The sequence below is a fragment of the Janibacter sp. Y6 genome (assembly GCF_040900765.1).
Classification (GTDB): domain Bacteria; phylum Actinomycetota; class Actinomycetes; order Actinomycetales; family Dermatophilaceae; genus Marihabitans; species Marihabitans melonis.
In genome coordinates, this window is record NZ_JAKLYZ010000005.1 from 95,708 (window position 1) to 107,627 (window position 11,920).

Sequence of the window (11,920 nt, forward strand, 5' to 3'; positions counted from 1 at the left end):
GACGGGGGTCGCTGCGGTGGTGCTGCGGTCAGGCCGCGTGGGCGCAGCCCCAGGGCTGCAGGCCACGGTCGGCGTAGACACGGTTGGCCACGGTGATCTGCTGCTCGCGGCTGGCGAGATCGGCGCGCTGGGCGAAGTCGCCACCGCCGGCACCGAGCCAGGTCTGGATGTCGAACTGCAGGCCGCCGTAGTAGCCGTTGCCCGAGTTGATCGACCAGTTGCCGGTCGACTCGCACTGGGCGATCCGGTCCCACATCGCGGCGTTCGAGGTGTCGAGACCCGCGCCGCTGCTCTTCGTCGTCGTCGGCGCCGGGCTCGGCGTCGAGGACTTCGGGGCGGGCGTGCTCGGGGTCGAGGGCTTCGGCGCGGGTGCGGGCTCGGGGGCCGGCGCCGGCTTGGGCTGCGGCTTGGGCTTGGGCTTGGGCTTGGTGCCCTGGAGCACGACGCGGTCGACCGGGTTGGCGGTGACCGTGCTGCCCGTGCGCTTGGTGAAGACGGGTTTGCCGTTCTTGTAGGTCACCGTGTAGCGGTTGGTGCGCGACCCGGCGCTGCCCTCGGTCTTGACCTTCGTCGTGCCGACCGTGAGCGAGGAGTCCTTCTGGACGACCGTGTCGAAGGGGATGGCCACGGTGCGGCTCGTGCCCTTGCGGTCGACCTTGTCGACGCGGATGGTCATGCCGTCGGTGACGTCGGCCCACTTGCCGGGCTTGATCTGGTCGTTGCCGTCGACGGCGACCTCCATGCCGCGCAGCGCCTGGCTGACGTTCTGGCCGGTGGTCGTCTTGGCGGACTTCTTGCCGCCGACGACGAGGGTGACGTCCTTCGGCGTGGCCATGGAGAAGGCGAGGCCGTCACGGCCGACGCTCTTGCTGCGCGAGGCGGACAGGATCGCGCCGTCGCCGCGCAGACCGAGCTGGTCCATCGCCTCGCCGACGGTGCTCGCCGTCGTCCAGTAGGTCTTCTTCTCGCCGTCGACGGTGATCGTCAGCTGCCGGGCGTACCGCACGACGATCTCCTGGCCGTCCGCGACGGGGGTGTCGAGCGACGGGGTGACCTGGTCGCGCTCGCCGAGGTCGACGCCCTGCTTGTCCAGGACGTCGGCGACCGTGCCGCCGAAGGCGTGGGCCGAGCTCTGCTGGCCGTCGACGTCGAGCGCGACGGACTTGTCCATGACGGCGACTCCGGAGACGCCGAGCACGAGAGCGCCGACGACGCCGGCCTGGGTGATACGGCGAACCGCGGTTGAAGACAAGAGAGATCCTTCGTCGTGCGTCCCGGGCACCGGTGCAGCGCCTCCCGCACGAGCACGCCCGTGCTGAGCACGGGCGTGGATCGACGGTGGTCGAGGCGCTGTCAGGGGAACCGGCCCCGGCCATCAGTCATCTACGGTGCACTGCGAGCCGGTCGAAGGTCAAGTTTTGATAACGGGCGCGCGACGAACGGCCACCTCACCAGGGTCCGTAGACCGTCTCCGAGGTGTCCGAGAGGGTCGCGCAGAGGGTCGCGACGTCCACCGAGAGCAGGTCGGCCATCCGCCGCACGGTGTGCGGCACGAGATAGCTGGCGTTGGCCGACCCGCGGTAGGGCGACGGGCTGAGGTAGGGCGCGTCGGTCTCGACGAGGAGCCGGTGGAGCGGGGTGATCGCGACCGCGTCGCGCAGACCCCGCGCGTTCTTGAAGGTCACGGTCCCGGCGACGGAGAGGTAGTAGCCCCGCTCCGCGCACTCGCGGGCCATCGCGACGTCACCGCTGAAGCAGTGCAGGACGGTGCGCTCGGGCGCGCCCTCCTCGGCGAGGATGCGCAGGACGTCGTCGTGGCTGTCGCGGTCGTGGATCTGCAGGGCCTTGCCGGTGCGCTTGGCCAGGTCGATGTGCCAGCGGAAGGAGTCGTGCTGCGCGGCCACCCCGTCCTCGCCGGTGCGGAAGTAGTCGAGCCCGGTCTCGCCGATCGCCCGGACGCGGGGGTGGGCGGCGAGCGCCTCGATCTCGGCCTGGGCCTCGGCGAGCGCGCCCTGGGCCGCGAGGCGAGGAGCCTCGTTGGGGTGCAGGGCGACGGCGCCGAGCATCGCCGGGTGGTCGTCGAGGACCGACACCGTCCAGCGGGCGCTCTCGAGGTCGCACCCCACCTGCACGACGCGGTCCACGCCGACGCTCGCCGCGAGCGCGAGCGCCCCGGCGACGCGCTCGTGCCCGCCGGCCACGAGCGGCTCCGGCAGGTCGTCGCGGACGATGTCGAGGTGCGTGTGGTTGTCGACGACGGGCACCGGGAGCGGGTCGGGGACGGGCGCGGGCTCGCCGTGCGAGCGGTCGTGAGGGGCCATCGGGCTCAGGCGCCCTCGACCTCGGCGAGCTCCTCGCTGACCACCGACTCGTCGAGCTTGGTGAAGACCGGGGTCGGCTTGGCGACCGGGGCTCCCACGCGCACCGGCCGCGACTCCCACGCGGGGGTCGAGCTGTACTCACCCGTGATGACCGGGTAGGTGCGACCCTCGTCGCCGGCGTCGAGACCCGTGACCTCGCGCAGCTCGGGCATCGGCATGAAGGCGCCCTCGCCGCCGATGACGCCGTGGACGACGTTCGACGAGTGCGGCAGGACCGGCGCGAGCATCGTGTTGAGGTCGCTCACGCACTGCACGAGCGTGTGCAGCACCGTCGCGAGCCGCTCGCGCTGGTCCTCGCCCTTGAGCCGGAAGGGTTCGGTGTCCGTGACGTACTTGTTGACCTCGCCCACGGCGCGCATCGCGGCGGCGACCGCGGCCTTGATCCGCTGGCGCGCGAGCAGCGAGCCGACCTCGTCGAAGGCGGCGAGCGTGCGCTCGCGGATCGCCTCGTCGACCGGCTCGAGGGTGCCCGGCGCAGGGATCTCGCCGAAGCTCTTGGCGATCATCGACGCGGTGCGGTTGACGAGGTTGCCCCAGCCGGCGACGAGCTCGGAGTTGTTGCGCTGGACGAAGTCGGCCCAGGTGAAGTTCGCGTCCTGGCTCTCCGGGCCGGCCGCGCAGATGTAGTACCGGATCGCGTCCGGGCCGTACTTCTCAAGGACGTCGCGGATGTAGATGACGTACCCGCGAGAGGTGGAGAACTGCTTGCCCTCCATCGTCAGGTACTCGCTCGAGACGACCTCCGTCGGCAGGTTGAGCACGCCGAAATCGCCGGGCTCTCCCCCCTTCGTCCCCCGGCCGGCGTACGCGAGGAGCTCGGCGGGCCAGATCTGGGAGTGGAAGGTGATGTTGTCCTTGCCCATGAAGTAGTACGACTCCTGGGCGTCGGGGACCGCGCCGTCGACCCACCACTCACGCCACCGCTCGGGCTCGCCGATGCGGCGGGCCCACTCCACCGACGCCGAGAGGTAGCCGACGACCGCGTCGAACCACACGTAGAGCCGCTTGCTCGGGTTGTCGCGCCAGCCCTCGAGCGGCACCGGGATGCCCCAGTCGATGTCACGCGTCATCGCGCGCGGACGGATGTCCTCGAGGATGTTGAGGCTGAACTTGATGACGTTCGGGCGCCACGTGCCCGATGCCTCGCGCTCCTCGAGCCAGGCCCGCAGGGAGTCGGCGAGCGCGGGGAGGTCGAGGAAGAAGTGCTGCGTCTCGACGAACTGCGGGGTCTCGCCGTCGATCTTGCTGCGCGGCGAGATGAGGTCCTCGGGCTCGAGCTGGTTGCCGCAGTTGTCGCACTGGTCGCCGCGGGCGTCCTCGTAGCCGCAGATCGGGCAGGTGCCCTCGATGTATCGGTCGGGCAGGGTGCGCCCGGTCGACGGCGAGATCGCGCCCTTCTGGGTCTGCTCGACCATGTAGCCGTTCTCCCAGCAGCGCTCGAAGAGCTCCTGGGCGACCGCGGTGTGGTTGACCGTCGTCGTGCGGGTGTACAGGTCGTAGGAGCAGCCGAGGTCGGTGAGCTCGCCGGCGATGATCGCGTGGTTGCGGTCGACGAGGTCGTGGGCCGTCGTGCCCTCCTTGTCGGCGAGGACGAGGATCGGGGTGCCGTGCTCGTCGGAGCCGCTCACCATGAGCACGTCGTGCCCCGCCATGCGCATGTACCTGCTGAAGACGTCGGACGGGACGGCGAAACCGGCGACGTGGCCGAGGTGCCGGGGGCCGTTCGCGTAGGGCCAGGCGACAGCGGAGAGGACCTTCATGACGGCAATCCTAGGCGGCGCCCCTCCCCCGGGATGACGCCGTCTGCGCGTAGCGTTCTGGCACCAGACGCGGGACCGCACCGGTGCCGCCCGACCTCGAGGTGACCTCGTGATCGCTGCTCTCACCGGCATGGGGCTGTCCGCGGCCGCCGGGCTCAACGCCTACGTCCCCTTCCTCGTCATGGCCCTGCTCGCGCGCTTCACCGACGTCGTCACTCTCCCGGCGGGCTGGGAGTGGATGCAGTCGTGGTGGGCGATCGGCATCGGCGCGGTGCTCCTGCTCACCGAGATGACGCTCGACAAGATCCCTGCGGTGGACTCGCTCAACGACGCCGTCCAGACCGCCATCCGCCCCGGGATGGGCGGGCTCATGGGTGCCGCGGCCGCGAGCGCCCAGGACCTCGACGGCTCGGCCTTCATGCAGGAGAACCCCTGGGTCGGCGTCGTCCTGGGCATCGTCGTCGCCGCCGTCGTGCACGGCACGAAGGCGGCCGCCCGCCCCGTCGTCAACGCCGGCACCGCGGGCCTGGGAGCCCCTGTGGTCTCGACCGCCGAGGACGGCGCCGCGATCACCGTGAGCCTGCTCGCGGTCTTCGCGCCGGTGCTCGTCGTCGTCGTGCTCGTCGTGCTCGCCGTGATGGTCTGGTGGGTCGCCCGGGCCTGGCTGCGGCTGCGCCGCCGGCGGGCCGGGCGGCGGGTGGCCGTCTAGGCGAAGGGGGGCGGCTCAGACCGCGCGCAGCGAGCGCTCGGTCGTCGCGAAGGCCTCGACGATCGTGCGCATGACGGTGCGGGCGTAGTCGCCGCGGATGTCCTCGGGGTAGGACATCGCCGCGCTGAGCACCCCTTCGCCCGCGGCCAGGACGGCCCGCGCGCGGACCTCGGGCTGCGGGGCGCCGAGCCGCTCGAGCATGACGGCGATGAGCTCTTCGGTCGTGTCCCGCGCCAGGCACACGACTCGGGCGACCTCGGGGTGCCGGTTGGCCTCGGCGGCGAGCTCCTGGCGGGCGAGGAGGAGCGCGGGATGGGCCAGCCAGCTGGCGAAGAGCTCGATGACCTCGCCGACGACCTGCTCGTCGGTGGGAGGACGCGCGTCGAGACGGTGGGCCAGGCCGGTGACGCTCTCGTCGAAGATCGCCATGACCCGATTGGTGACCGCCACGGTGAGGGCGAGCCGGGTGCGCAGGTAGCTCGACGTGCTGCCCGGTGGCAGGCCCGCCTCCGCGTCGACGGCTCGGTGCGTCAGGCCGCGCAGACCACCGCGCGCGGTGACCTCGATCCCGGCGTCGACGATCTCGCGCATGCGCGGTGACAGCGCCGCGTGGCGCGCGGAGGAGATGTCTGTCGGGGTCACGGGGCCGCCCTCCTGCCTCAGGTGCTCGACCTCGTGACGATACGTGGACCTGTCGGCCTGCGTCCCGCGATTGTCCAGACTCACCCCTGAGGGTGGTCGACATCTCACAGGTCGGAGAAGTCGACCTTCTTCGCGCCCTGGGGACGCTCCGAGGGCAGTGGGGTCGTGCCCCACTTCGAGAAGACGATGCTCGTGCGCGTCTGCACGTCTCCGGTCTCGTAGCGCAAGAAGCGGTAGGGGTCGTCATTCGTCACCCACACCGTGCGGACGACGTCCTTGGTCTCGTCCGTCGCAGGGCGGACGAGGACGCCGTACACCTGCTCGCCGTCGAGCTCGCGCTGGTCGAGGATGGCGTAGCGCATGTCCTGCTTCTCGAGCTCGCCGGCGAAGAAGCTGTTCCGGATGATGCGGTACGGGGTGTAGTCCTCGACGTATCGCTTCTGGCTGTACGTCCGCACCCACCGGCCCTCGTTGCGCACGAGCTGCGACTGGAGGTCGATGTCGAAGGGCTTGCGGACGTCGCCGTCCTCGAGGCGCAGGTAGAGCTCGCCGTTGCCCAGGTCGCGCTGCTCGAGCGAGGAGCCGTCGGGCATCGAGATCGTCAGCTCGCTCCTGTTGCCGGCCGTGCTGCCGCTGCTGCGGACCGTCATCGGACCCTCGACGCCGAGGTCCTCCGCGAGAGGGTAGACGGCGGAGATCGTCACCGACCTCGCCCCTCCCTCCAGGGCGTTGCTCTTCGCGCTCTCGAGGACCTGGCTGGCCAGGGGCAGGGTCGCGGGCTGCTGGCCGACCGGCGCCGTGTCCGCGCTCGGGGCCGTCGTCGTCGTCGACGGGGCGACGTAGGTCGGCTCGGCCTGGGGGCCCCCGCCGCCGAGGACGGAGCACGCAGAGAGCACGACGGTGGTGGCGCCCGCCGCAGCGAGCACCACCACCGTGCGTCGGCTCATCGTCGTCAGCGACGCGCGCGCGACGCGACCCGCAGGTCCTTGTTGAGCTGCGAGATGACGTCGAGCGGGATCTCCTTGGGGCAGGAGGCCGCGCACTCGCCGATGTTCGTGCACCCGCCGAAGCCCTCGTGGTCGTGCTGGGCGACCATGTCGACGACGCGCGCGCTGCGCTCGGCCTGGCCCTGCGGCAGCTCGCCGAGGTGGGTGATCTTCGAGCCGAGGAAGAGCATCCCCGACGCGTTGGGGCAGGCGGCGACGCAGGCGCCGCAGCCGATGCAGGTCGCGGAGTCGAAGGCCCGGTCGGCCTGGACCTTCGGGACCTGGGTCGCGGCGGCGTCGGGAGCCGCGCCGGTGTCGACGGAGATGAAGCCGCCGGCCTGGATGATGCGGTCGAAGGCCCCGCGGTCGACGACGAGGTCGCGGATCACCGGGAAGGCCGAGGCCCGCCACGGCTCGACGGTGATCTCCTCGCCGTCGCGGAAGCTGCGCATGTGCAGCTGGCAGGTCGTCGTGACCTCCGGCCCGTGCGCCTGGCCCGAGATCATCAGGCCGCACATGCCGCAGATGCCCTCACGGCAGTCGCTGTCGAAGGCCACCGGCTCCTGGCCGGCGTCCTGCAGCTGCTCGTTGAGCTCGTCGAGCATCTCGAGGAAGCTCATGTCCTCGGAGATCTCGTCGACCGTGTAGGTCTCGAAGCCGCCCTTGTCCTGCGGGCCGGCCTGGCGCCAGATCTTCAGTGTCAGTCGCATTACTTGTAGCTCCGCTGCTTCATCTCGATGAACTCGTAGACGAGGTCCTCCTTGTGCAGGACCGGCTCGAGATCGGTGTCGTCGCCCCGGGTGGCGTACTCCCACGCCGCCACGTAGGCGTACTCGTCGTCATGACGCAGGGCCTCGCCGTCCTCCGTCTGCGACTCGGCGCGGAAGTGACCGCCGCAGGACTCGCGGCGGTGCAGCGCGTCGATGCACATGAGCTCGCCGAGCTCGAGGAAGTCGGCGACGCGGCCGGCCTTCTCGAGGCTCTGGTTGAGCTGCTCGTTGGTGCCCAGGACCTTGACGTTGGTCCAGAACTGGTGCTTGAGGTCCCGGATGAGGCCGATCGCCTTCTTCAGGCCCTCCTCCGTGCGCTCCATGCCGCAGTACTCCCACATGATCGCGCCGAGCTCGCGGTGGATCGAGTCCACGGTGCGCTCGCCGTCGCAGCTGAGGAAGTGCTGGATGCGTCGCTCGACGTCGGCCCGGGCCTCGACGACCTCCGGGGAGTCCTCGGTGATCGGCTGGTAGGGCCCGTCGGCGAGGTAGTTGCGGATGGTGTTCGGCAGGACGAAGTAGCCGTCGGCCAGCCCCTGCATGAGCGCGGAGGCGCCGAGACGGTTCGCACCGTGGTCGGAGAAGTTGGCCTCGCCGGTGACGAAGAGACCGGGGATCGTCGACTCGAGGTCGTAGTCGACCCACAGCCCGCCCATGACGTAGTGGACGGCCGGGTAGATCCGCATCGGGGTCTCGTACGGGTCCTCGCCGGTGATCCGGGCGTACATGTCGAAGAGGTTGCCGTACTTGCTCTCGACCGCGTCACGGCCCAGCCGCGAGATGGCCTCGGCGAAGTCGAGGTAGACGCCGCGGCGGACCTGGCGCTCCTCGCCGTCCGGGCCGACCTCGGTGACCGACGGGCCGACGCCGCGGCCCTCGTCGCACATGTTCTTGGCCTGGCGCGAGGCGATGTCGCGGGGCACGAGGTTGCCGAAGGAGGGGTAGATCCGCTCGAGGTAGTAGTCGCGGTCCTCCTCGGGGATGTCGCGGGGGTCCTTGTCGCAGTCCGCCGCGTCCTTGGGGACCCAGATCCGGCCGTCGTTGCGCAGCGACTCCGACATGAGGGTCAGCTTCGACTGCTTCGTGCCGTGCTGCGGGATGCACGTCGGGTGGATCTGCGTGTAGCAGGGGTTGGCCATGTGGGCGCCCTTGCGGTGGGCGCGCCATGCGGCGGTGACGTTGGAGCCCATGGCGTTGGTCGAGAGGTAGAAGACGTTGCCGTAGCCGCCGCTGGCCAGGACGACCGCGTCGGCGAGGTGGGTCTCGATCTCGCCGGTGACCATGTCGCGCGCGATGATGCCGCGGGCCTTGCCGTCGACGACGACGAGCTCGAGCATCTCGTGGCGGTTGTACATCTCCACGGTGCCCTTGGCGATCTGGCGCTCGAGGGCCTGGTAGGCCCCGATGAGCAGCTGCTGACCGGTCTGGCCGCGGGCGTAGAAGGTGCGGGAGACCTGGACGCCGCCGAAGGAGCGGTTGTCGAGCAGACCGCCGTACTCGCGGGCGAAGGGGACGCCCTGGGCGACGCACTGGTCGATGATGTTCGGGCTGACCTCGGCCAGGCGGTAGACGTTGTTCTCGCGGGCGCGGTAGTCACCGCCCTTGACCGTGTCGTAGAAGAGCCGGTAGACGGAGTCGCCGTCGCCCTTGTAGTTCTTCGCCGCGTTGATCCCGCCCTGGGCCGCGATCGAGTGCGCGCGGCGCGGGGAGTCCTGGTAGCAGAAGGACTTCACGTGGTAGCCGGCCTCGCCGAGGGTCGCCCCGGCGGACGCGCCGGCCAGACCGGTGCCGACGATGATGACGGAGAGCTTGCGGCGGTTGGCCGGGTTGACGAGCTTGTTGCTGAACTGGTGACGCTCCCACCGGGTCTCGATGGGACCGTCGGGGGCCTTCGTGTCGGCGATGGGCTCGCCGGTGCGGTACAGGCCGTCGATGAGGTCAGTCATGGTGTGTGGGTCTCTCCCCCGGTCAGAGGTTCGTGAAGTAGAGGTAGAAGGGCGGGATGAGGAACCCGACGACGACGAGCGCGGCCAGCGCGGCGGCGATCGTCTTGGCCCGGGCCCGCGCCGCGACGCTGCTCGTGAGGCCGAGCGTCTGCTGGGCGCTCCACACCCCGTGGAAGAGGTGCATGCCGAGCGCGATCATCGCCAGCGTGTAGATCGCGACGACCCACAGCAGCGAGAAGCTCGCGGACACCATGACGAAGGGGCTGTCCTTGATCGCCGCCGCGTCGGCCGAGCTGTTGAAGTTCGGCTTGACGAGCGTGAAGTGGATGAGGTGGAAGACGACGAAGAGCAGCAGCGCCACCCCGCCCCAGCGCATCGTGCGGCTGGCCAGCGAGGAGCTGACGGCCTTGCGGACCGCGTAGCGCTGCGGCCGTGCGGCGCTCGCGCGCTTCCACAGCGCGAAGGCGGAGTAGGCGTGGGCGACGAGGGCGACGATCAGCACGACGCGCACGAGCCACAGCAGACCGCCGTAGGGGAGCATCGGCTCGCCGAAGGTGCGCAGGTGGTGCGCGTACTCGTCGAAGGCCTGCTGCCCGGCGAGCACCTTGAGGTTGCCGTACATGTGCAGGAGGACGTACAGCACGAAGACAATCCCCGAGACCGCCATCATGATCTTCAGGCCGATGGTGGAGCGGGTCACCCCCCGCTGCGCCGGCGCGTGCGTTGTCGAAGATGCCACGGCGTCAAGATACCCCGACGTGAGCGGGCTCACGGACCCGGTGACGCCCGTCGCGGTGTGACAAATCCCCGGTTACCGACGTGTAATGAGCAACGCCGGTGGCGCGTAATTCGCCGGCTCAGCCCGCTGCCGCGGCCCGTGCCGCCCCGGGGAGGGCGGCGAGGACGGTCTCGACGGCCTCGTCGTCGTGGGCGCCGCTGACGAACCACGACTCGTAGGCGCTCGGGGGCAGGTGCACCCCGGCGTCGAGCATCGCGTGGAAGAAGCGCCCGAAGGCGGCCGTGTCCTGGCCCTGCGCGTCGGAGTACCGCTCGACCGGGCCGTCGGTGAAGAAGATCGAGAACATCGACGAGGCCCGCTGGAGGGTGTGGGGCACGCCCGCCTGCGTCAGGGCGTCGGACGCGGCCGCCCCGATCGTCTGCGACACCTCGGCGAGGTGGTCGTAGAGCGACGGGGTGCACCCGCGCAGGGTCGCCAGGCCGGCAGCCGTCGCGACGGGGTTCCCCGACAGGGTGCCCGCCTGGTAGACCGGGCCGTCGGGCGCGAGGTGGGCCATGAGGTCGGCCCGGCCGCCGAAGGCCGCTGCGGGGAAGCCGCCGCCCATGACCTTGCCGAAGGTGAAGAGGTCGGGGGCGCCGGACGGGTAGCCGCCGGGGTGCTCTCCCCCGGCGCGGGTCTCGTGGCCGTACCAGCCCGACGGGCTGCAGCGGAAGCCGGTCATCACCTCGTCGCTGATGAGCAGCGCGCCGTGCGCGGCGGTGATCCGACGCAGGCCCTCGGTGAAGCCGGGAGCGGGGGGCACGACCCCCATGTTGCCGGCGGCGGCCTCGGTGATGACCGCCGCGATCTCCTCGCCGCGCTCGGCGAAGGCGGCCTCGACGGCGGCGAGGTCGTTGTACGGCAGGACGATGGTCTCCCCCGCCGCGCTCGCCGGCACCCCGGCGGAGTCCGGCAGGGCGAAGGTGGCCACCCCCGAGCCCGCGTGGGCGAGGAGGGCGTCGACGTGCCCGTGGTAGCAGCCGGCGAACTTCACGACCGCGCTGCGACCGGTGGCCCCGCGCGCGAGGCGCAGCGCCGACATCGTCGCCTCGGTGCCGCTGCTCACGAGACGCACCTGCTCCAGCGGCTCGACCCGCGCGACGATCTCCTCGGCGAGGGCGACCTCGTTCTCGCTCGGCGTGCCGAAGGAAAAACCACGGGACGCGGTCTGCGCGACGGCGTCGAGGACGTCCGGGTGCGCGTGGCCGAGGATCATCGGCCCCCAGCTGCTGATGAGGTCGACGTAGCGCGTGCCGTCGACGTCGGTGAGCCAGGCCCCCTTCGCCGAGGCGACGAAGCGCGGGGTGCCGCCGACGCCGCGGAAGGCGCGCACGGGAGAGTTGACCCCGCCCGGCGTCACCGCCCGGGCGCGCTCGAAGAGTGCGGCGGACTGGCTCGTGTCGCTCATGCACCCAGTCTCGCCCACGGATGACGACGCACGGCTGCGGGGTGCCGCTCGCTCAGTCGTCGATGCCGATCTCGTGGTGGTCCGGCGCGAGGTGGTCACGGATCGCGGCCATCGCCTCGCCGAGCACCATGAGCTGCTCGTGGTCGAGGACGTCGACGAGGCGCGCGCGCACCGAGGCGGCATGCCTCGGGGCGAGCTCGAGGAGGGCACGCATGCCCGCGTCGGTGAGCATGATGTCGACACCGCGGCCGTCGTCGTGCGAGCGCTCGCGCCGCACCCACCCTCGGCGCTCGAGACGGCTGGCGGTGTGGGTGACGCGGCTGCGCGACTGGATGATCGTGTCGGCGAGCTCGGACATCCGCATCCGGCGCCCGGGCGCCTCGGAGAGCATGGAGATGAGCTCGTACTCGGTGAGCTGACAGGTGCCGCCGAGGTCGTCGTCGAGCGCCTCCTCGAGCAGCCGCGACCCGCGCAGGTAGGCCCGCCACGCCAGCTGCTCGTCGTGGCGCAGCCAGGGGTCTCGGGCCGGGCTCATCTGCG

At 71.0% G+C, this 11,920-nt stretch carries 11 protein-coding genes; 1 reads left to right on the forward strand and 10 read right to left on the reverse strand.

Annotated features, from left to right (window positions below):
* Positions 1-28: 28 nt before the first annotated feature.
* The 3 genes from L6241_RS12605 to metG form a co-directional block, all read right to left on the reverse strand.
* A complete protein-coding gene (locus L6241_RS12605) occupies positions 29-1,252 on the reverse strand; it encodes a resuscitation-promoting factor (RefSeq protein ID WP_290125459.1) in 1,224 nt (407 codons plus the stop codon).
* 196 nt (positions 1,253-1,448) lie between these two features.
* On the reverse strand, positions 1,449-2,321 hold the full coding sequence (locus L6241_RS12610) for a TatD family hydrolase (protein WP_368246520.1): 873 nt from the start codon (positions 2,319-2,321) through the stop codon (positions 1,449-1,451).
* Positions 2,322-2,326: 5 nt separating this feature from the next.
* Positions 2,327-4,141, reverse strand: coding sequence for a methionine--tRNA ligase (metG, locus tag L6241_RS12615; RefSeq protein ID WP_368246521.1), 1,815 nt, complete (start codon positions 4,139-4,141; stop codon positions 2,327-2,329).
* 109 nt (positions 4,142-4,250) lie between these two features.
* On the opposite strand from metG, the gene L6241_RS12620 reads away from it, so the two are divergent.
* Positions 4,251-4,850 (forward strand): DUF4126 domain-containing protein, encoded by a 600-nt coding sequence (locus tag L6241_RS12620; protein ID WP_368246523.1) that lies wholly within the window; start codon positions 4,251-4,253, stop codon positions 4,848-4,850.
* A gap of 15 nt (positions 4,851-4,865) precedes the next feature.
* Here the strand turns inward: L6241_RS12620 and L6241_RS12625 are convergent, their stop codons facing one another.
* From L6241_RS12625 to L6241_RS12655, 7 genes are all read right to left on the reverse strand, one after another.
* On the reverse strand, positions 4,866-5,492 hold the full coding sequence (locus L6241_RS12625; protein ID WP_368246525.1) for a TetR/AcrR family transcriptional regulator: 627 nt from the start codon (positions 5,490-5,492) through the stop codon (positions 4,866-4,868).
* Positions 5,493-5,596: 104 nt separating this feature from the next.
* A complete protein-coding gene (locus L6241_RS12630) occupies positions 5,597-6,439 on the reverse strand; it encodes a hypothetical protein (protein WP_368246526.1) in 843 nt (280 codons plus the stop codon).
* Positions 6,440-6,444: 5 nt separating this feature from the next.
* Positions 6,445-7,188, reverse strand: coding sequence for a succinate dehydrogenase/fumarate reductase iron-sulfur subunit (locus L6241_RS12635; protein ID WP_123091257.1), 744 nt, complete (start codon positions 7,186-7,188; stop codon positions 6,445-6,447).
* Positions 7,188-9,194: a fumarate reductase/succinate dehydrogenase flavoprotein subunit gene (locus L6241_RS12640; RefSeq protein ID WP_123091258.1), complete on the reverse strand. Its 2,007-nt coding sequence runs from the start codon at positions 9,192-9,194 to the stop codon at positions 7,188-7,190. Before L6241_RS12640 ends, L6241_RS12635 begins: the two co-directional genes overlap by 1 nt.
* Positions 9,195-9,216: 22 nt before the next feature.
* Positions 9,217-9,933: a succinate dehydrogenase cytochrome b subunit gene (locus L6241_RS12645; RefSeq protein WP_354587561.1), complete on the reverse strand. Its 717-nt coding sequence runs from the start codon at positions 9,931-9,933 to the stop codon at positions 9,217-9,219.
* A 118-nt stretch (positions 9,934-10,051) separates the two neighbouring features.
* On the reverse strand, positions 10,052-11,380 hold the full coding sequence (gene hemL, locus L6241_RS12650) for a glutamate-1-semialdehyde 2,1-aminomutase (RefSeq protein WP_201465587.1): 1,329 nt from the start codon (positions 11,378-11,380) through the stop codon (positions 10,052-10,054).
* Between the two features lie 52 nt (positions 11,381-11,432).
* Positions 11,433-11,915, reverse strand: a complete 483-nt coding sequence (locus tag L6241_RS12655) for a MarR family winged helix-turn-helix transcriptional regulator (protein ID WP_123091261.1) — start codon at positions 11,913-11,915, stop codon at positions 11,433-11,435.
* Positions 11,916-11,920: the final 5 nt, after the last annotated feature.